Origin of the sequence: Flavobacterium tructae, from assembly GCF_002217475.1 — a bacterium.
GTDB classification, from domain to species: domain Bacteria; phylum Bacteroidota; class Bacteroidia; order Flavobacteriales; family Flavobacteriaceae; genus Flavobacterium; species Flavobacterium tructae.
In genome coordinates this window covers 100,957-119,658 of sequence record NZ_MUHH01000031.1, presented here as the reverse complement: position 1 = coordinate 119,658, position 18,702 = coordinate 100,957, and the positions used below count along the sequence as shown (strand labels likewise).

Annotated in this window: 24 protein-coding genes; 1 reads left to right on the top strand and 23 read right to left on the bottom strand. The window is 34.3% G+C overall.

Annotation, left to right across the window (positions count from 1 at the left end):
* Positions 1-10: 10 nt before the first annotated feature.
* The 4 genes from B0A80_RS14360 to B0A80_RS14345 form a co-directional block, all read right to left on the bottom strand.
* Entirely contained in the window at positions 11-2,452 is a 2,442-nt protein-coding gene (locus tag B0A80_RS14360; RefSeq protein ID WP_089077690.1) for a polysaccharide biosynthesis tyrosine autokinase, read from the bottom strand.
* A 15-nt stretch (positions 2,453-2,467) separates the two neighbouring features.
* A complete protein-coding gene (locus B0A80_RS14355; RefSeq protein ID WP_089077689.1) occupies positions 2,468-3,262 on the bottom strand; it encodes a polysaccharide biosynthesis/export family protein in 795 nt (264 codons plus the stop codon).
* 70 nt (positions 3,263-3,332) lie between these two features.
* The gene (gene recR / locus B0A80_RS14350; RefSeq protein ID WP_089077688.1) at positions 3,333-3,953 is read right to left on the bottom strand and encodes a recombination mediator RecR; all 621 of its coding nucleotides are present in this window, start codon (positions 3,951-3,953) and stop codon (positions 3,333-3,335) included.
* A gap of 85 nt (positions 3,954-4,038) precedes the next feature.
* Positions 4,039-4,404, bottom strand: coding sequence for a CoA-binding protein (locus tag B0A80_RS14345; protein ID WP_089077687.1), 366 nt, complete (start codon positions 4,402-4,404; stop codon positions 4,039-4,041).
* A gap of 154 nt (positions 4,405-4,558) precedes the next feature.
* Between B0A80_RS14345 and B0A80_RS14340 the strand changes: the two genes are divergently transcribed.
* On the top strand, positions 4,559-5,188 hold the full coding sequence (locus B0A80_RS14340; RefSeq protein ID WP_017495001.1) for a MarC family protein: 630 nt from the start codon (positions 4,559-4,561) through the stop codon (positions 5,186-5,188).
* A gap of 77 nt (positions 5,189-5,265) precedes the next feature.
* Here B0A80_RS14340 and ctlX read toward each other — a convergent pair whose 3' ends face one another.
* From ctlX to rpsH, 19 genes are all read right to left on the bottom strand, one after another.
* Positions 5,266-6,201: a citrulline utilization hydrolase CtlX gene (ctlX, locus tag B0A80_RS14335; protein ID WP_089077686.1), complete on the bottom strand. Its 936-nt coding sequence runs from the start codon at positions 6,199-6,201 to the stop codon at positions 5,266-5,268.
* A 74-nt stretch (positions 6,202-6,275) separates the two neighbouring features.
* Entirely contained in the window at positions 6,276-7,190 is a 915-nt protein-coding gene (locus B0A80_RS14330) for a dimethylarginine dimethylaminohydrolase family protein (protein ID WP_070907887.1), read from the bottom strand.
* A 66-nt stretch (positions 7,191-7,256) separates the two neighbouring features.
* Entirely contained in the window at positions 7,257-8,534 is a 1,278-nt protein-coding gene (locus tag B0A80_RS14325) for a citrate synthase (protein WP_017495004.1), read from the bottom strand.
* Positions 8,535-8,692: 158 nt separating this feature from the next.
* On the bottom strand, positions 8,693-9,985 hold the full coding sequence (gene eno, locus B0A80_RS14320; protein ID WP_017495005.1) for a phosphopyruvate hydratase: 1,293 nt from the start codon (positions 9,983-9,985) through the stop codon (positions 8,693-8,695).
* Positions 9,986-10,087: 102 nt separating this feature from the next.
* Positions 10,088-11,206, bottom strand: coding sequence for a glutamine-hydrolyzing carbamoyl-phosphate synthase small subunit (gene carA, locus B0A80_RS14315; RefSeq protein ID WP_017495006.1), 1,119 nt, complete (start codon positions 11,204-11,206; stop codon positions 10,088-10,090).
* A 249-nt stretch (positions 11,207-11,455) separates the two neighbouring features.
* Positions 11,456-11,944, bottom strand: coding sequence for a 50S ribosomal protein L17 (gene rplQ / locus B0A80_RS14310; protein WP_017495007.1), 489 nt, complete (start codon positions 11,942-11,944; stop codon positions 11,456-11,458).
* Between the two features lie 36 nt (positions 11,945-11,980).
* Complete coding sequence (locus B0A80_RS14305) at positions 11,981-12,973, bottom strand: DNA-directed RNA polymerase subunit alpha (RefSeq protein ID WP_026109818.1); 993 nt, start codon at positions 12,971-12,973, stop codon at positions 11,981-11,983.
* A gap of 21 nt (positions 12,974-12,994) precedes the next feature.
* Positions 12,995-13,600: a 30S ribosomal protein S4 gene (gene rpsD, locus B0A80_RS14300; protein ID WP_008464326.1), complete on the bottom strand. Its 606-nt coding sequence runs from the start codon at positions 13,598-13,600 to the stop codon at positions 12,995-12,997.
* Between the two features lie 91 nt (positions 13,601-13,691).
* Complete coding sequence (rpsK, locus tag B0A80_RS14295; RefSeq protein ID WP_007803677.1) at positions 13,692-14,075, bottom strand: 30S ribosomal protein S11; 384 nt, start codon at positions 14,073-14,075, stop codon at positions 13,692-13,694.
* An 8-nt stretch (positions 14,076-14,083) separates the two neighbouring features.
* Positions 14,084-14,458, bottom strand: a complete 375-nt coding sequence (rpsM, locus tag B0A80_RS14290) for a 30S ribosomal protein S13 (protein WP_012022478.1) — start codon at positions 14,456-14,458, stop codon at positions 14,084-14,086.
* Between the two features lie 2 nt (positions 14,459-14,460).
* Positions 14,461-14,577 carry a type B 50S ribosomal protein L36 gene (ykgO, locus tag B0A80_RS14285; protein WP_002987490.1) on the bottom strand — a complete coding sequence of 39 codons (117 nt, stop codon included), beginning with the start codon at positions 14,575-14,577 and terminating at the stop codon, positions 14,461-14,463.
* A gap of 12 nt (positions 14,578-14,589) precedes the next feature.
* On the bottom strand, positions 14,590-14,805 hold the full coding sequence (gene infA / locus B0A80_RS14280; RefSeq protein WP_007136545.1) for a translation initiation factor IF-1: 216 nt from the start codon (positions 14,803-14,805) through the stop codon (positions 14,590-14,592).
* A 7-nt stretch (positions 14,806-14,812) separates the two neighbouring features.
* Positions 14,813-16,159 carry a preprotein translocase subunit SecY gene (gene secY / locus B0A80_RS14275; protein WP_017495008.1) on the bottom strand — a complete coding sequence of 449 codons (1,347 nt, stop codon included), beginning with the start codon at positions 16,157-16,159 and terminating at the stop codon, positions 14,813-14,815.
* 13 nt (positions 16,160-16,172) lie between these two features.
* Positions 16,173-16,625 carry a 50S ribosomal protein L15 gene (gene rplO, locus B0A80_RS14270; RefSeq protein ID WP_017495009.1) on the bottom strand — a complete coding sequence of 151 codons (453 nt, stop codon included), beginning with the start codon at positions 16,623-16,625 and terminating at the stop codon, positions 16,173-16,175.
* Between the two features lie 11 nt (positions 16,626-16,636).
* Positions 16,637-16,819, bottom strand: coding sequence for a 50S ribosomal protein L30 (gene rpmD, locus B0A80_RS14265; protein ID WP_017495010.1), 183 nt, complete (start codon positions 16,817-16,819; stop codon positions 16,637-16,639).
* 12 nt (positions 16,820-16,831) lie between these two features.
* Positions 16,832-17,356 carry a 30S ribosomal protein S5 gene (gene rpsE / locus B0A80_RS14260; RefSeq protein ID WP_085950926.1) on the bottom strand — a complete coding sequence of 175 codons (525 nt, stop codon included), beginning with the start codon at positions 17,354-17,356 and terminating at the stop codon, positions 16,832-16,834.
* Positions 17,357-17,359: 3 nt separating this feature from the next.
* Positions 17,360-17,710, bottom strand: a complete 351-nt coding sequence (gene rplR, locus B0A80_RS14255) for a 50S ribosomal protein L18 (protein WP_017495012.1) — start codon at positions 17,708-17,710, stop codon at positions 17,360-17,362.
* An 11-nt stretch (positions 17,711-17,721) separates the two neighbouring features.
* On the bottom strand, positions 17,722-18,264 hold the full coding sequence (rplF, locus tag B0A80_RS14250) for a 50S ribosomal protein L6 (protein ID WP_017495013.1): 543 nt from the start codon (positions 18,262-18,264) through the stop codon (positions 17,722-17,724).
* Between the two features lie 18 nt (positions 18,265-18,282).
* Complete coding sequence (gene rpsH / locus B0A80_RS14245; RefSeq protein ID WP_017495014.1) at positions 18,283-18,681, bottom strand: 30S ribosomal protein S8; 399 nt, start codon at positions 18,679-18,681, stop codon at positions 18,283-18,285.
* Positions 18,682-18,702 lie beyond the last annotated feature (21 nt).

Below are 18,702 nucleotides of genomic sequence, written 5' to 3'. Positions count from 1 at the left end.
TTGCTACCAATTATTTTTTATTGAATTTACTCAAAATCGTCTTCCAAACACTAAGTTTTTCCTCTTCATCATGATAACCGTTTGCATAAGCTCCGTAACCGTATCCATAAGCAGCTCCATATTTTGCCTTATTCTCATAACCATTTAATACAATGCTGGCATTATTAAGTTCCCCTCTTTTAACTCTAGTGTTTAGCAATGTAATCATATCCTTTTTGGTATAATTTTGCCTTACTATATAAAGAGTTACATCTGCAAATTGTGCAAGTTCTAACGCATCCGAAACTAACCCAACCGGAGGTGTATCCAAAATAATATAATCATATTTTTGCTTCAGCTCTAAGATCATCTCTCTCATCGCATCACTCAAAATTAGCTCTGAAGGATTTGGTGGAATTGGCCCCGAAAGTATAACATCCAGATTTGGAACTCCTGTAGGGTGTGTAATTTCTTCTAAACTATTTTGCTTTATGAGGTAATTAACAACACCTGTTTGATTTTTCAAATTAAACTCATCTGCCAATCTTGGTTTTCTTAAATCCAAACCAAGAATTACCGTTTTCTTTTCGCTTAAAGCGAATACCGTAGCAATATTTATGGAACAAAATGTTTTTCCTTCACCACTTATTGACGAGGTAATCATTAGAGTTTTCGAACCGCTCACCTGCTGTTTCTTATATAAAAACTGCAAAGAGGAACGAATAGCTCTAAATGCTTCTGATAATGCCGATTTTGGCTTGTCAAATACCGCCAAACTCAACGAATCTTTATTTACTCCAATGATACCAATTAACGGTATTTGTGTCAATTTACTAATATCTTCGGTATTCTGAATCGAGTTATTGACAAAGAAAATTCCAAAAACGAACAACAACGGAATTAATATCCCCATAAATAAGGCCAACACATAATTCACTGAAGTTTTTGGACCAATTAATCCGCCTCCGATATCTTTTGCGGGATCAATAAAATGAATGTCTGATAAGTTCGATGCTTTTACAATTTCAGCTTCGTTTCTTTTTTTCAAAAATTCAGTGTAAATATTATCACTTAAATCATATTTTCTCTGAATTTTCAGCAACTCCTGCTGTTCTTCCGGAAGTTTTTTGACAGTACTTTCCGCCTGACCAATTTTAGCATTTACCATAGCCAAATCAGTCAACAATAAAGCTTTTGCAGAAGTTATATTTTCTAACAAAACACTTTTTACAGCTTGCATTTGATTGTCAAAATCTTTAAACATCTTATCGCTTTTTACTGCATAAGCCATTTCCGATCTTTGTGCCGAAAGCGCAATAAGTTTTGAAACATGCAAAATAACGTTTGGATCTTCAATACCTGCTACTGTAGGAGCCGGTAATCTTGAATAATCCGTACTATTATTTAAATACGATTTTAAAGAATTGTAATAGGCAATTTTTCTTGTGACCTGATCTTTTTCAACATCAAAATCCATTATTTTATCTGAAACTTTAGCTCCACCGGCTTCAATTTCATATATATTTTTATCCTTCCTAAAAGTTTTCAACTCATTACCTGTTTGCTTCAATTGCATTTCCATAGCAATAAGAGTACTATCGATAAATCGGATGGTATTTGTCGCAAACTGATTTTTACCGTCCAGCTGAATTTTGATTAACATTTTTACCGTTGCATTCAAATAATCAACCATCCTGGCTTTATTGGTACCTTGCATCCCTAGAGTCAATATTGATCCTCCTTTTTCATCAGAGTTAACACTCACACCTCTATAACGCGATACGGTTCCGTCAAAATCATTAAACCTAACAAAATACTCATTTCCTGTGTAAAATCCCGGATTATCATTTATCTGTAAATTCCAATTTAAAAAAGGAAGCGTGACTTGTTCTCCAGCCTTACACCTTCTCACATACTCTTTAGGCTGAACGGTTGTATTGCTATAACTGTTATTGGAATACGTAATTAATGAAGCAGAATTACCTTCAAACGGAATTCGAATTTCATATTCAGTTGGACTTAAAAACTTAATACCTATTAATGTATTGGCAAGCTGTCCTTTTGTTTTGTTGATTTTTACGTAAAATGGAACTGCTCCATAAGAATCAATCAAATTATATTTTCCCTGAACAAGATAATCAATATAAAACTCCAATTTATCAACAACTAACTCGTTGTGTGATCTTGATTGTATAACGGTTGAAATTCCATTGACCTGATCCGAAACCCCTCCCCAATTAAAAACCAGACTTGTATTAGAAGTAAAAAACGGGTTTCGTTCTTCCTTAATCGAAACCATAGTCTGCATTCCGTAAATTTTTTCTTTACGAACATTTACCTGATAAGCAATAGCAAAAGCAATTATCAAACTAACCGCAAATAGTTTCCAGTAGCTGGCAATTTTCAGTAGAAATCCTTTAAAATCAAAATTTGAATGATTTTCAAAAATGGAAAAATCTTTTATATCTAACATCTTTTGAATTTAATTTTAGTTTTTAAGCAACAAATATACCGTTGTAGCCAAAGACAAAACAGTAATAATTGTTGTAATAGATTCTATACCTGTCTTCCCTGTTCCCCATGATTTTTGTTTAACTGGTTTTACATAAATATAATCGTTAGGCTGTAAATAGTAATAAGGCGATTTCATCACATTAATATCCGTCAAATCGATATCCTGCATTTGTACACCAGTCGGTGTCTGACGAATTACGGTTACCGATTTCCTATTACCCGTAACTGTGATATCTCCGGCATTTGCGATAGCTTCCATAATATTTACGTGTTCCTGAAACAGCGTTTTTGTACCTGTACTTCCCACTTCTCCATTTATGGTATATCTAAAACCAGCTAATTTCACAGTAACAAAAATATTAGCCTCACTTTTAAAATACTCTTCAAGTAATTTCTTTTCGATTCGAACACGCACTTCTTCAAGAGTATATCCGATAACATTAATTTCTCCTAAGATTGGCATTCTGATATTACCATGATCGTCAACTGTAAATCCATTAAAATACAATCCTGACTCTGATTTTCCAGCTCCCGAAGAAGTAGTTTCTGTAGTATTAAAAATGGAAACCAACTTTGAGTCAATTGCTTTTATGTCAATACTTAAAACATCATTTACCTGCAATCTGTAAGGCTTAGATTCCACAGCAGTAATATTATTCTGTTCTCCCGAATTATTTTTATCTTGTAAATAAACCAGATCTTTTACGGGAATACAAGAAGTAAATAGTATGCTAATTAATAATAGTATATAAAAGCCATTTTTTGTCATTAGTGAAATTTTATCGCAAATATAGACTTTCCTTTAATCTTCAGAAAATCTAAGTGTTATTTGGGTTTATTTAATTGGTTTTGAAAGTTTTTTCGAATGGAACTCTGTGCAAAATACTTCTCCCGAGGGTAATTTCATCTGCATATTCCAATTCATCTCCTACCGAAATTCCTCTTGCAATGGTAGAAATTATGATTTCCGATTCGGCAATTTGTTTATAGATGTAAAAATTAGTGGTATCCCCTTCCATTGTAGAACTGAGTGCAAAAATAATTTCTACCACCTTTCCTGCCTTTACTTTTTCGACCAGAGTTGAAATATTCAACTGACTGGGGCCAACTCCTTCAATTGGAGAAATTTTCCCTCCCAGTACATGATAAATTCCTTTATACTGACCTGTGTTTTCAATCGCCATAACATCTCGAATATCCTCGACAACACAAATCGTTTGATGGTTTCTTGATGAATTAGCACAAATTTCGCAGACTTTGGTATCTGAGATGTTGTGACAATTTTGACAGAATTTAATATTCTCACGCATATTCAATAGAGCCTGCGATAAAAAACTGGTTTGTTCTTTCGGCTGTTTTAACAAATGCAGCACTAATCGCAACGCCGTACGTTTACCAATTCCGGGCAACTGCGACATTTCACTTACCGCTTTTTCTATTAATTTTGATGAAAACTCCATGACGACAAAAGTAATACATTAATGTTTCTTTTCTGATCCGATTAAAAATGAATTCCTCAATGTTCTGAGGTCAAAAACAAAAAACTTAATACTGATTTGTAGCCAATAAAACTAAAGTACAGGCCACTTCTGCCTTAATATTGTTTAATTCTAACAATTGATAAAATTCCGGATTCTCTGTTCCTGGATTAAAAACAACTCTTTTAGGCTGCGCTTCTATAATATAATTGTAATATTCGCGCTGACGGGCAGGATTTAAATACAACGTAACAGTATCAATATTTTTTACCGGAATTGTTTTTGTATGAATCTTCACGCCGGCAACTTCACCTCTGTTCTGACCGATTGCCAATACAGTATGTCCTTTTTCAACCAGCATATTTATAGCTTTAAAAGCGTAACGTTCCGGTTTTGTAGTAGCACCAAGAACAAGGGTTTTCTTATTTCTCATTATTTTTAAATATACTGCAAAAGTAATCAAAAAGAATGAGCTTATTTTAGGTTATCTTTTTAGAATTAAAAGCAATAAAAAAAACAATATCCTTACATGATCTTAGCCCGAAGTTTTAAAAAATGTCTATTTTTACGGCACTAACCTAAACTCTATGGATTTATTCATTTATTTATTTGCTGCACTGTTTTCAGTATTAAACCCTATCGGCACCGTACCTATTTTTGTTGGACTCACACAACACGATTCTCAAAAAGAACGTTCCCGAATTTCACTTTGGACCGCTATTAATGTCGGAATCATTTTATTGGTCTCCTATTTTATCGGTCAATATGTTTTGACTTTTTTCGGAATAAGCATTGATGCTTTAAGAATTGCGGGCGGAATCGTAATTGTAAATTCCGGTTTTTCTTTACTTTCGGGAAAATTCAATAAAAAACGAGGAATCAATAAAAAAATCGAAACGGACGCACAACAAAGAAACGACATCGCTTTAACACCTCTTGCAATACCAATGCTTGCAGGACCAGGATCAATGTCTTTATTAATTGCTTTTTATCAGGAACACCACGGAATAAACGAAATTATAATTTCATGTTCAGCTATCCTGGCAATTGCATTTACAATTTTTGCAATCCTTAAAAGTGCTCATTATTTAGCGCGCATACTTGGGGCTTCAGGAATTGTAGCTATTTCCAGAATTGTCGGTTTTATTGTAATTTCTATTGGAATTCAATATATCGTTAGCTCCATCATCAATATTATTAAAGGAAACTTGATGTAAACACTATCAACATACATCTAATAAAAAAGGGGATAAAACATACATTTTATCCCCTTTTTTATACTTAAACGTTCTATTTAACTTCTTGGCAAAAACACTTCAGCCATCATACAACGGGCACTTCCACCCCCGCAAGCTTCAATAGTATCCAAGCTGGAACTTAAAATTTCCGCATGATTTTCTAATTGTGCAATTTGTTTCGGAGTCAGACTCTGATGTGCCGATGCACTCATTACAATATATCTCTTATCATTTGCACCTCTAACTTCCAGCATATTTCCGGCAAAATTATTCACCTGTGCTTCGGTAATTAGAATAACTTCCTTTTTATCCGCTTTTAGATTTTCAAGAACCATTTTACGTTCTTTTTTATCATCGATACTATCTGCACAGATAACAGCGAATGTTTCTCCCAAACACATCATTACATTCGTATGATAAATCAATTTACGTTCTCCGTCTACTGTTTGAAAAGCTTCAAAAATAACCGGAGCATAATCAAAATCTTCACAAAATTCAATAAACAACTCTTCATCTGCACGAGGAGACAAAGCACAATACGCTTTTGCATTTGCTCTATCCAAAAGCAAACTTCCGGTTCCTTCTAAAAAGTAACCATCTTCTTCTGCCGATGTATAGTCAACTATATTTGAGATTTCAAAGCCTTTCTCTTCAAGCACATCTAAAATATCTTCGCGGCGCTCCTGACGACGATTCTCCGCAAACATCGGATATAGCGCCACATCTCCATTTTCATGAAATGAAATCCAGTTATTTGGAAAAATACTATCCGGGGTATCGGTTTCTAAAGTATCTTCAATAACGGTGACATCAACTCCAACCGCTCTGAGTTTTTCAACAAAAGCATCGAACTCCTGTTGTGCTTTTGCATTTACCGTACTTGGTAAAAGTCCGTCTAATACTTTTTGGTAATAATTATTTACTGCCGTTTGCTCATTCATTCTGAAAGCTACTGGCCGAATCATTACGATTGCATTTGTAGTTTGTTTCATTTTATATGTTTTTTTTCATTTCAAGTTTCAGGTTTCATGTTAGCGGAACGTGACACCTGAAACTTGAAACTTTTTTAGTCTCTTATTAATGGTAAAGTGGAACATCTCAACAATCCCTCCTGCTTTGCAATTTCTGCGTATGGAATTTCTTCTACAATAAAACCATTAGCACGCAGCCAATTGTTCAGACGGGTAAAATTCTTTTCGGAAACTACTACATTATCGTCGATAGAAAATACGTTTGAAAACATATTATACATTTCATCTCTTTCGATATGAAACAAATTTTCTTTTCCAAAAAGGTTCACTAAATACAAATAATCTGCTTCTTCACGGAAACCTCTCTTGTAAATAATTCCTTTATCTTTTCCAACCGGCTGAAAACAGCAATCAAGGTGTAAGGCATTATCGCGAGCTTCTAATTTAGATTTCACCAAATCAAATTCTTTGACAATTTTATTAGGAAACATTTTCCTTAAATATTCAACACCATGCATATTAGTTCTTGCCGTAATGTAATCTTTGTAATCACTTCCTTTATAAGTTCCAATAAACACATGATCATTCCACAACATCACATCTCCACCTTCAATATGAACTTCCTCCGGTGGGCGAATTACTTTTAACGGATCCATCTGGTCGATTACGTATTGAATTGCATCCAACTCACGCTCTCTGTCTGGCAGAATATTAGATTTCACGAAAGTATCATCTATCACAAATCCTATATCACGGGCAAAAATCTGATTGTAACTCTCAATCATTTCCGGACGATATACTTTTACATCATATTTTTGAAAAACGGCATTAAAAGCATCCATTTCGACAATCATATCTTTTTCGATTGGATAAGTCCCGGCTTTAATATGTTCCAATGATTTAGGATCATAAGCTTCCTCTAAAGACGGAGTTGGCCCATTATGAACTGCAGAACCCAAAACTACTGCCCGCAGTCTTGACGTTTCGTTCTTTATATTTAATTGCAACATAACTATATTGTATTTTGGGCAAAGATAAAAAAAGCTTCACAGGTTAAGTGAAGCTTTAATTTTTTTTTATTTGTTTGACTTAAAGTCTCTCAATGGATGTCCAGTATAAACTTGTCTTGGACGGCCAATTGGCTCTTTGTTCTCACGCATTTCTTTCCATTGCGCAATCCAGCCTGGTAGTCTTCCAATAGCAAACATTACAGTAAACATATCTGTTGGTATTCCTAATGCTCTGTAGATAATTCCAGAGTAGAAATCAACATTAGGATATAAATTTCTTGATTTGAAGTATTCGTCTTCAAGAGCTGCTGACTCTAATTTTTTAGCGATTTCTAAAATAGGATCTTCTACACCTAATGTATCTAATACTTCTTTAGCCGCTTTTTTGATGATTTTCGCTCTAGGATCGAAGCTTTTGTAAACTCTATGACCAAATCCCATTAAACGGAATGGATCATTTTTGTCTTTAGCTTTTGCTAAGAATTTATCCGTATCTCCACCATCTTTGTTGATTTCCTCCAACATTTCAAGTACTGCCTGATTTGCACCACCATGTAAAGGTCCCCAAAGCGCAGAAACACCTGCAGAAATAGAAGCAAATAAACCAGCATGAGAAGAACCTACCATTCTTACTGTTGAAGTAGAACAATTTTGTTCGTGATCAGCATGAAGAATAAATAATTTGTCTAATGCATCAATCACAATTGGATTTGCAGAGTATGGTCCTGTAGGCAGTTTAAACATTAACTGCATAAAATTCTCTACATAACCAGTTGTATTGTCGTAATAATTCAACGGGTACCCCATAGATTTTCTATAAGTCCATGTTGCAATTACAAGAAATTTACCCATTGTTTTACAAATGGCCTCGTACATCTCTTTTTCATTTTCAACATTTACTGCTTTTGGGTTGAATGCCGTTAAAGCACTAGTCAAAGCAGACAAAACGCCCATTGGGTGAGCCGTTTTTGGAAAACCGTCAATGATATTTTTCATTTCTTCGTTTACCAAAGTATGCTTTTTAATACCATTTTCAAATTGCTCTAATTCCTTAGCAGTCGGTAATTCCCCAAAAATTAAAAGGTAAGATACTTCTAAGAAACTTGCTTTTTCAGCCAAATCTTCAATTGAATATCCTCTGTAACGCAAAATCCCTAATTCTCCATCTAAGAAGGTGATTTCACTCTTACAAGAACCAGAGTTTTTGTATCCCGGGTCTAAAGTAATAATACCAGTTAAATCACGTAATTTGTTAATATCGATAGCTGATTCATTTTCACTCCCCGTGATTACCGGAAGTTCAATTTTTTGACCATCTACTTCTAATGTAGCTATTTTTGACATAATATATCGGAAATAAATCTTATAAAATAATAATTTATCAAATCTAATGAATTTAAGACTAATTAAAAAAAGAATCCTACTATGAATTTGTTAAAACTCCAAAAAAAAACCATCTGCCGCAGCAGATGGTTTAAATTGAATATATATAACTCTTAGAATTATTTAATTTTAAAAGCATTTAAGCCAGGAAAATAAGCTGTACTTCCTAATTCTTCCTCGATTCTTAACAATTGATTGTATTTTGCCATACGATCAGAACGTGAAGCTGAACCTGTTTTAATCTGTCCACAGTTTAAAGCAACTGCTAGGTCAGCAATTGTATTATCTTCTGTTTCTCCTGAACGGTGAGACATTACTGAAGTATATCCTGCATTCTTAGCCATGTTCACAGCAGCAATAGTTTCTGTCAAAGTACCGATTTGGTTTACTTTTACTAAAATTGAATTAGCGATCCCTTTTTCAATTCCTGTAGACAAACGAGCTACGTTAGTTACGAACAAATCGTCACCTACTAACTGAACTTTATCTCCAATTTTATCCGTTAAGTATTTCCATCCATTCCAGTCGTCTTCGTACATACCATCTTCGATAGAGATAATTGGATATTTAGCAGCCAATTCAGCTAAATAATCCGCTTGCTCTTCTGAAGTTCTGATTTTTCCGGTTTCTCCTTCAAATTTAGTGTAATCGTATTTTCCGTTTACATAAAACTCAGAAGCCGCACAATCAAGTGCAATCATAATTTCGTCACCGAAAGAATATCCAGCCTTTTCAACTGCCAATTTGATAGTATCCAAAGCATCTTCAGTACCTCCGGCCAAGTTTGGCGCAAAACCTCCTTCATCACCTACAGCTGTACTTAAACCTCTATCGTGTAATACTTTTTTTAAGCTATGGAAGATTTCAGTTCCCATTTGCATAGCATGTGTAAAAGAAGTTGCTTTTACAGGGAAAATCATAAACTCCTGAAATGCGATAGGTGCATCAGAGTGAGAACCTCCGTTGATGATGTTCATCATTGGTACCGGCAACGTGTTAGCAGAAACTCCACCAACATATCTGTATAATGGTAACCCTAATTCATTAGCAGCAGCTTTTGCAGCAGCCAAAGAAACTCCTAAAATAGCATTAGCTCCTAATTTAGATTTGTTTGGAGTACCATCCAAGTCAATCATTAACTGGTCGATTGTATTTTGTTCGAAAACAGAAGTACCAACTAATTCTTCAGCAATAACAGTATTTACATTGTTCACTGCATTTAAAACTCCTTTTCCAAGATAAGCTTTACCTCCGTCACGTAATTCAACAGCTTCATGCTCTCCTGTTGATGCTCCAGATGGAACAGCTGCTCTACCTAAAACACCATTTTCAGTTACTACATCAACTTCAATAGTAGGATTACCTCTGGAATCAAGAATTTGTCTAGCGTGAACTTTAATTATAATACTCATTATTTTTATTTTTTTATTAATAAATTATATTTTTTTTTCGAAATTATAAAAATATTTAATAGTAAAAACGTATTCTAACCAATAAACGTCTTTATTTATTAACTACATCGTTTTAGCAGCAGCTTCTTTTATATTCTCAACAAACTGATCAAACAAATAAGATGAATCATGTGGTCCCGGACTTGCTTCAGGGTGGTATTGTACTGAAAAACAATTCTTATTCTTCATACGCATACCTGCAACCGTTTCATCATTTAAATGCAAATGTGTAATCTCCAATTCAGGATGATTATCCAACTGCTCTTTGTTTACAGCAAATCCATGATTTTGAGAAGTTATTTCACCTTTACCTGTAATCAAATTTTTCACGGGATGATTAATTCCACGATGACCATTAAACATCTTATACGTTTGAACACCATTTGCCAAAGCAATTACCTGATGTCCTAAACAAATCCCAAATAACGGCTTATCATTTGCTAAAATTTCTTTTGCCACTTCGATAGCTCCAAAAAGCGGATCCGGATCTCCGGGACCATTAGACAAAAAGTATCCATCCGGATTAAATTCTGCCAAATCTTTATAAGTTGAATTATATGGATAAACTTTAATATAGCAATCTCTTTTAGCTAAATTTCTTAAGATATTCTTTTTTATCCCAAGATCTAAAGCAGATATTTTGTAGGTAGCATTTTCATCACCAAAAAAATAAGGCTCAGTAGTTGAAACTTTTGATGCCAACTCCAAACCTTCCATGTTAGGCACATTCGCCAATTCTTTTTTCAAATCTTCAATCGAAGTACCATCTGTACAAATAACAGCATTCATAGCCCCATTGTCACGAATATAACTTACAAGAGCTCTGGTATCAACATCAGAAATACAGATTAAGTTTTGTTTCGTAAAATAATCTTCCAGACTTCCGGAAGCATCTTCTCTGGAATAATTAAAGCTAAAATTTTTACAAACCAAACCGGCAATTTTGATGCTTTCTGATTCAACTTCAGAATCATTAACACCGTAATTTCCAATATGAGTATTAGTCGCAACCATTATTTGACCAAAATAAGAAGGGTCTGTAAAAATCTCCTGGTATCCGGTCATTCCCGTATTAAAACAAACCTCACCAAAAGTCTTACCGCTAATTCCGATAGATTTTCCGTGAAAAATAGTCCCATCACTAAGTAATAAAATGGCGCTTTGTCGTGTTGTGTATTTCATTCTTTAATTTGTATTGTTTTTTAATTGTTTCATGAAATCCCCGATAGGTTTTTCAATTGTAATTAGATATTTTGCAAATTTACTTCTTTAAAAGAGTGCCTCCAAGATTTTTTAAAACTTTCCTCTCTAAAAATAAAACCAATAAAGTCAGATCAGTTAAATTTTAATTTCACTCCAAAAAAATCAAAAAAAAAGGATAAACTAAAAATTAGTTTATCCTTGATTTCTATAGAATCATTACTTTCATAATTATTCAGAAGCTTCAGTAGTCGTTTCTGATTCAGCTGCTGGAGCTTCAGGAGTACCTTCAGCTTTTTTAGCTTTACCACCACGACGGCTTTTTGCTTTTTTAACTTCTTTTTTACCTCCATTGTAAAGTTCGTTGAAATCTACAAGTTCGATCATTGCCATATCAGCATTATCTCCTAAACGATTTCCAACTTTAATGATACGAGTGTATCCTCCTGGACGGTCACCAACTTTAGCAGCTACGTCTCTGAACAAGTCAGTTACCGCATATTTGCTACGTAAGTAAGCAAAAACAATACGACGGTTGTGAGTCGTATCTTCTTTCGATTTTGTAATTAAAGGCTCAACGAATTGTTTAAGCGCTTTAGCTTTAGCAACAGTAGTGTTAATACGTTTGTGCTCGATAAGAGAACAAGCCATATTAGCCAACATAGCTTTTCTATGTCCAGTCTGTCTGCTTAAGTGATTGAATTTTTTTCCGTGTCTCATTGCTATTTTAAATTTAACCCACCGTAGCGGATTGAATTATTCTTTATCTAATTTGTATTTAGCTAAATCCATTCCGAAAGTTAAATTCTTCACTGCAACAAGTTCATCAAGTTCAGTTAAAGATTTTTTACCAAAATTACGGAATTTCATTAGGTCATTTTTATTGAACGATACTAAATCACCAAGTGTATCAACTTCAGCCGCTTTCAAGCAATTTAATGCTCTCACAGATAAATCCATATCAACAAGCTTAGTTTTAAGCAATTGTCTCATATGCAATGACTCTTCATCATACGATTCTGTTTGTGCAATTTCGTCAGCCTCGAGTGTAATTCTTTCGTCAGAGAACAACATGAAGTGGTGAATTAAAACTTTAGCAGCTTCAGTAAGAGCATCTTTAGGATTAATAGAACCATCAGTTTTAATTTCAAAAACTAACTTTTCATAATCTGTTTTTTGCTCAACACGGAAGTTTTCAATTGCATATTTTACATTTTTTACCGGAGTAAAAATAGAATCTGTAAAAATAGTTCCAATTGCAGCATTCTGTTTTTTGTTCTCCTCAGCAGGAACATATCCTCTACCTTTTTCGATTGTTAAATCGAAGTTCAATTTGATTTTAGAATCTAAATTACAGATAACAAGGTCTGGATTCAAAACTTGGAAACCTGAAATAAATTTTTGAAAATCACCTGCTGTCAATTGATCTTTACCGGAAACAGAAATTGTAACTGCTTCATTATCGATATCTTCAATTTGACGTTTGAAACGCACTTGCTTTAGATTAAGGATAATTTCGGTAACATCTTCAACAACACCTGAAATAGTAGAAAACTCATGATCTACACCTTCGATACGAACAGATGTAATTGCATAACCTTCTAATGCTGAAAGCAAAACTCTTCTAAGTGCATTACCAACTGTCAATCCGTAACCAGGTTCTAAAGGTCTAAATTCAAATTTACCTTCAAAATCGGTTGAATCGATCATGATAACTTTATCGGGCTTTTGAAAATTAAATATTGCCATAAATTTCGACTAAGTCAATTATTATTTGTTGTACAACTCTACGATTAATTGTTCTTTAATGTTTTCTGGAATTTGTAGTCTTGCAGGCACAGAAACGAAAGTTCCTTCTTTAAGATCATTGTTCCAAGTAATCCATTCATAAACATGACTTGAATTTGACAAAGAACGTTCGATAGCTTCTAAAGATTTAGATTTTTCACGAACTGCTACTTTATCACCAGGCTTAAGGTGGTAAGAAGGAATATTTACAACTTCACCATTAACAGTAATGTGTCTGTGAGATACGATTTGACGCGCACCTCTTCTAGATGGAGCAATTCCCATTCTAAAAACAACATTATCTAATCTTGCTTCACATAATTGTAATAAAACTTCACCAGTTACTCCTTTAGTTGCTGATGCTTTTTCGAATAAATTTCTGAATTGTTTTTCTAAAATTCCGTAAGAATATTTAGCTTTTTGCTTTTCCATTAACTGAACAGCGTACTCAGATTTTTTTCCTCTTTTTTTAGCCATCCCGTGTTGTCCAGGTGGGTAATTTCTTTTTTCGAATGATTTATCATCTCCGAAGATTGCTTCGCCAAATTTACGAGCGATTTTGGTTTTAGGACCAGTATATCTTGCCATTTTAAAAAAAATTTAAGGTAGAGATTATGAATTCAGGTCTAATCCTTCGATAATCTATGCTCTACCTTGTTTATACTATGAATAAATAAAATTAAACTCTACGTCTCTTTGGAGGACGACATCCGTTGTGAGGCATTGGAGTAACATCGATAATCTCAGTAACTTCAATTCCACCGTTATGAATAGAACGGATAGCAGACTCACGTCCGTTTCCTGGTCCTTTTACATAAACTTTCACTTTTTTAAGTCCTGCCTCAAGAGCTACTTTACTACAATCTTCTGCTGCCATTTGAGCTGCATACGGAGTGTTCTTTTTAGAACCTCTGAAACCCATTTTACCAGCTGAAGACCAAGAAATAACTTCACCTTTCTTATTAGTCAAAGAAATGATAATGTTGTTGAAAGTGGCAGAAATATGAGCTTCACCCGTTGATTCAACGATAACTTTACGTTTTTTTGCAGTTGCTTTAGCCATATTACTTATTATTTAGTTGCTTTTTTCTTGTTAGCAACAGTTTTTCTTTTACCTTTTCTTGTTCTAGAGTTATTTTTAGTTCTTTGCCCTCTTAACGGAAGACCAGATCTATGACGGATACCTCTGTAACAACCAATATCCATTAAACGTTTGATGTTTAAAGAAACTTCAGAACGTAATTCTCCTTCAATTTTGTAAAATGAAACTGCATCACGAATTGCTCCGATCTCGTCATCATTCCAATCTTGAACTTTTTTATCTTGGCTTACTTGAGCTTTTTCTAAAATCTCAATAGCTCTACTTTTTCCTAATCCAAAGATGTAGGTAAGTGCGATAACACCTCTCTTATTTTTTGGGATATCTACCCCTGCTATTCTTGCCATAATTATCCTTGTCTTTGTTTAAATCTAGGATTCTTTTTGTTTATTACGTACAATCTCCCTTTTCTACGCACGATAATGCACTCGGCACTTCTCTTTTTTACTGATGCTCTAACTTTCATAGTGAATATCCTTTAATATCGATAAGTAATTCTTGCTTTTGACAAATCGTAAGGACTCATTTCCAATTTCACTTTATCACCAGGTAATAACTTGATGTAATGCATACGCATTTTACCGGAAATATGAGCAATTACAATATGTCCATTTTCTAACTCTACACGGAACATCGCATTTGATAATGCTTCGATGATTGATCCGTCTTGTTCTATTGCTGATTGTTTTGCCATAAATATATTAAGCTACCGCTTTTCTATTTTTACCAGTCTTCATTAAACCATCATAATGTTTGTTTAACAAGTATGAATTGATTTGTTGAATAGTATCTATTGCAACTCCAACCATAATTATTAATGAGGTACCTCCAAAAAACATTGCCCAAGATTGTTGTACATCCATAATACTTACAACAATAGCTGGGAACACAGCAATCAAAGCAAGGAATAAAGATCCTGGGAAAGTTATTAAAGACATCACTTTATCAAGGAAGTCTGAAGTTTCAGCTCCCGGACGAACTCCAGGAATAAAACCACCACTTCTTTTTAAATCATCGGCCATTTTGTTAGTAGGAACAGTGATTGCAGTATAAAAGAATGTAAATACAATAATTAAAGTTGCAAATACAAAATTGTACCAAAATCCGAACATATTACTAAACGCACCAACAATAGATTGTGATGTGTCTGATTTAGACAATCCAGCTACAGCTGCAGGAATAAACATAATTGCCTGAGCAAAGATGATTGGCATAACTCCTGAAGCATTAAGCTTAAGAGGAATCCATTGTCTGTTACCACCAGCTAAATCCTGCTCGTAATCTCCAGTTGTCGTACGACGAGCGTACTGAACCGGGATTCTGCGTACTGCCATTGTAAGCAATACACAAGAAATGATCACTAATAACCACACGATAATCTCAATAACTAACAACATTGGACCTCCATTGTTATTGGTAACTCTGGTTGTGAATTCTTGTATAAAAGCTTGCGGTAAGCGTGCTAAAATACCAACCATAATCAATAATGAAATTCCATTTCCAATACCTTTATCTGTAATTTTTTCTCCAAGCCACATAGCAAAAATTGTACCTGTAACTAAGATAATAACTGACGAGAACAAAAATTCAGGTGAATTAAAGCCTAGTAAGAATGCACTACCAGGCAATGTTCTGTACAAATTATAGATATAAGTTGGACCTTGAACCAGTGTAATAGCTATAGTCAACCAACGAGTGATTTGATTAATCTTTTTTCTACCACTCTCTCCATCGTTTTGAAGTTTTTGCAAATAAGGAATCGCAATTCCCATTAACTGAACAACAATAGATGCAGAAATATAAGGCATAATACCTAAAGCAAAAACTGAAGCTTTAGAGAAAGCACCTCCTGTAAACATGTCCAGGATAGATCCTAAACCATTTTTAGTTTGTCCCGCTAAACCTGTTAACTGAGTTGCGTCAATTCCAGGAAGCGTAACGTGTGCACCAAAACGATATACTAAAAGCAATCCTAATGTAATTAAGATTCTATTTTTCAGTTCTTCGATTTTCCAAACATTACTTATTGATTCAATAAATTTCTTCATCTTAATAGATAAGTTATATAGTTACAGCTTCTCCACCAGCAGCTTCGATAGCAGCTTTTGCAGTAGCGGTAAATTTGTGGGCAGTTACTTTTAATTTTGCTTTCAACTCTCCTCTACCTAAAATCTTAACGATTTCATTTTTGGTAGCTAGACGATTTGCTACGAAATCTGTCATAGAAACAGAATCAGTAATCACACCATTGTCTACTAATAATTGAAGCGTATCTAAATTAACACCTTCGTATTCTTTACGATTGATGTTTGTGAAACCAAACTTAGGCACACGTCTTTGAAGTGGCATTTGTCCTCCTTCAAAACCAATCTTTTTAGAATAACCAGAACGAGATTTTGCTCCTTTGTGACCTCTTGCAGAAGTACCACCTTTTCCAGAACCTTCTCCTCTACCTAATCTTTTATTTTGATTGTGTGTTGACCCTTCAGCTGGTTGTAAGTTACTTAAATTCATAACAGTATTTGTTATTTAGCTTCTTCTACAGAAACTAAGTGTTTAACTTTGTTTATCATCCCAAGGATTGCAGGATTTGAATCATGCTCTACAACTTGTCCCATTTTACGTAGACCTAAAGCTTCCAAACCTCTTTTTTGAGAAAGAGGGCAGTTGATTTTGCTTCTTACTTGTTTTACTAATAATTTAGCCATAATTTCCTTGAATTAACCTTTAAAAACTTTTTCTAAAGAAACACCTCTTTGTTTTGCAACAGTATGAGCGCTTCTCATTTGTAATAAAGCATCAAAAGTTGCTTTTACCACGTTATGAGGATTTGATGATCCTTGAGATTTAGATAATACATCGTGAATACCTACTGATTCAAGAACTGAACGAACAGCTCCACCAGCAATAACTCCTGTACCATGAGAAGCAGGAATTAAGAATACACGTGCACCACCAAATTTACCTTTTTGTTCGTGAGGAACAGATTGTCCGTTCAAAGGAATTTTTACTAAATTTTTCTTAGCATCTTCTACTGCTTTCGCAATTGCTTCAGAAACGTCTTTAGATTTTCCTAATCCATGACCAACTACTCCGTTTTCATCACCTACAACTACAATAGCAGAAAAACCGAAAGCTCTACCACCTTTTGTAACCTTAGTAACACGATTAACACTTACCAGACGGTCTTTAAGTTCAAGACCACTTGGTTTTACCAATTCTACATTTTTGTATTTAGACATAATATATTAGAATTTAAGTCCAGCCGCTCTTGCGCCTTCTGCTAATGATTTAATACGACCGTGGTATAAATATCCACCTCTGTCAAAAGTGATGGTATCGATCCCGGCTTTTAACGCTTTCTCTGCAACTAGTTTTCCAACAGCAGCAGCTACTTCAACGTTAGTACCTTTTCCTATTTCTTTTTCTCTTGAAGATGCAGCTAATAAAGTAACTCCATTTACATCATCAATAAGTTGAGCGTAAATTTCTTTGTTACTTCTAAATACAGATAGTCTTGGGTTAGCAGCAGTACCACTAATCGATTTTCTAATTCTGAATCTAATTCTCTGTCTTCTATCAGATTTTGTTAATGACATAATCTTATTTTTTAAGCTGATTTACCTGCTTTTCTTCTTAATACTTCACCCACAAATTTAACACCTTTTCCTTTGTATGGCTCAGGCTTACGGAAACCTCTGATTTTCGCAGCAACCTGACCTAAAAGTTGTTTATCAAATGATGTTAATTTTACGATAGGGTTCTTTCCTTTTTCAGATATTGTTTCTAAACTTACTTCTGGAGCAATTTCTAAAACAATATTGTGAGAATATCCAAGAGCTAAATCTAACTTTTGACCTTGGTTTGAAGCTCTATAACCAACTCCAACTAATTCAAGTTCTTTTGTAAAACCTTCAGATACACCAACAATCATATTACTGATTAAAGATCTGTACAATCCGTGTTTTGCTCTTTGGTCTTTATGATCAGACGATCTTTCAACTTGTACTTGATCGCCTTCAACTTTTACAGTTACGTCCGAAAACTCCTGAGATAGTTGACCTTTTTTTCCTTTTACTGTAATGATACCGTCTTTAACTTCTACAGTTACGTCAGCAGGGATTACAATTGGGCTTTTACCTATTCTTGACATCTTATTTAGTCTTTAAAATTAGTATACGTAACAAATTACTTCACCACCTACATTTAATTGTTTCGCTTGTTTTCCAGTCATAAGACCTTTTGAAGTTGAAACAATAGCAATTCCTAATCCGTTAAGGATTCTTGGTAATTTGGCAGCACCTGCGTATTTACGTAAACCAGGTTTACTAATTCTTTGGATATCTTTAATTACAGGCTCTTTAGTATCTTTATCATACTTCAAAGCGATCTTGATTGAACCCTGAACAGAGTTGTCTTCAAATTTGTAACTCAAGATATAACCTTGATCAAATAAGATCTTAGTTATTTCTTTTTTTAGATTAGAAGCTGGAATTTCAACAACTTTGTGGTTTGCAGCCACAGCGTTACGAACTCTAGTCAAATAATCTGCAATAGGATCTGTATACATATGTATTTGATTGCGATTATG

Coding starts and splice junctions, on each gene's coding strand:
- secY (WP_017495008.1), bottom strand. CDS start 16,159: ATGAAGAAATTTATTGAATCAATAAGTAATGTTTGGAAAATCGAAGAA.
- rpmD (WP_017495010.1), bottom strand. CDS start 16,819: ATGGCTAAATTATTAGTAAAACAAGTAAGAAGCAAAATCAACTGCCCT.
- rpsM (WP_012022478.1), bottom strand. CDS start 14,458: ATGGCAAGAATAGCAGGGGTAGATATCCCAAAAAATAAGAGAGGTGTT.
- rplF (WP_017495013.1), bottom strand. CDS start 18,264: ATGTCAAGAATAGGTAAAAGCCCAATTGTAATCCCTGCTGACGTAACT.
- B0A80_RS14345 (WP_089077687.1), bottom strand. CDS start 4,404: ATGAGAAATAAGAAAACCCTTGTTCTTGGTGCTACTACAAAACCGGAA.
- recR (WP_089077688.1), bottom strand. CDS start 3,953: ATGGAGTTTTCATCAAAATTAATAGAAAAAGCGGTAAGTGAAATGTCG.
- carA (WP_017495006.1), bottom strand. CDS start 11,206: ATGAAATACACAACACGACAAAGCGCCATTTTATTACTTAGTGATGGG.
- B0A80_RS14330 (WP_070907887.1), bottom strand. CDS start 7,190: ATGTTGCAATTAAATATAAAGAACGAAACGTCAAGACTGCGGGCAGTA.
- rplR (WP_017495012.1), bottom strand. CDS start 17,710: ATGTCATTAACAAAATCTGATAGAAGACAGAGAATTAGATTCAGAATT.
- rplQ (WP_017495007.1), bottom strand. CDS start 11,944: ATGAGACACGGAAAAAAATTCAATCACTTAAGCAGACAGACTGGACAT.
- rplO (WP_017495009.1), bottom strand. CDS start 16,625: ATGAATTTAAGTAACTTACAACCAGCTGAAGGGTCAACACACAATCAA.
- rpsH (WP_017495014.1), bottom strand. CDS start 18,681: ATGTATACAGATCCTATTGCAGATTATTTGACTAGAGTTCGTAACGCT.
- B0A80_RS14360 (WP_089077690.1), bottom strand. CDS start 2,452: ATGTTAGATATAAAAGATTTTTCCATTTTTGAAAATCATTCAAATTTT.
- B0A80_RS14305 (WP_026109818.1), bottom strand. CDS start 12,973: ATGGCAATATTTAATTTTCAAAAGCCCGATAAAGTTATCATGATCGAT.
- eno (WP_017495005.1), bottom strand. CDS start 9,985: ATGAGTATTATAATTAAAGTTCACGCTAGACAAATTCTTGATTCCAGA.
- rpsD (WP_008464326.1), bottom strand. CDS start 13,600: ATGGCAAGATATACTGGTCCTAAAACCAAAATCGCTCGTAAATTTGGC.
- infA (WP_007136545.1), bottom strand. CDS start 14,805: ATGGCAAAACAATCAGCAATAGAACAAGACGGATCAATCATCGAAGCA.
- B0A80_RS14355 (WP_089077689.1), bottom strand. CDS start 3,262: ATGACAAAAAATGGCTTTTATATACTATTATTAATTAGCATACTATTT.
- rpsK (WP_007803677.1), bottom strand. CDS start 14,075: ATGGCTAAAGCAACTGCAAAAAAACGTAAAGTTATCGTTGAATCAACG.
- ctlX (WP_089077686.1), bottom strand. CDS start 6,201: ATGAAACAAACTACAAATGCAATCGTAATGATTCGGCCAGTAGCTTTC.
- ykgO (WP_002987490.1), bottom strand. CDS start 14,577: ATGAAAGTTAGAGCATCAGTAAAAAAGAGAAGTGCCGAGTGCATTATC.
- B0A80_RS14325 (WP_017495004.1), bottom strand. CDS start 8,534: ATGTCAAAAATAGCTACATTAGAAGTAGATGGTCAAAAAATTGAACTT.
- B0A80_RS14340 (WP_017495001.1), top strand. CDS start 4,559: ATGGATTTATTCATTTATTTATTTGCTGCACTGTTTTCAGTATTAAAC.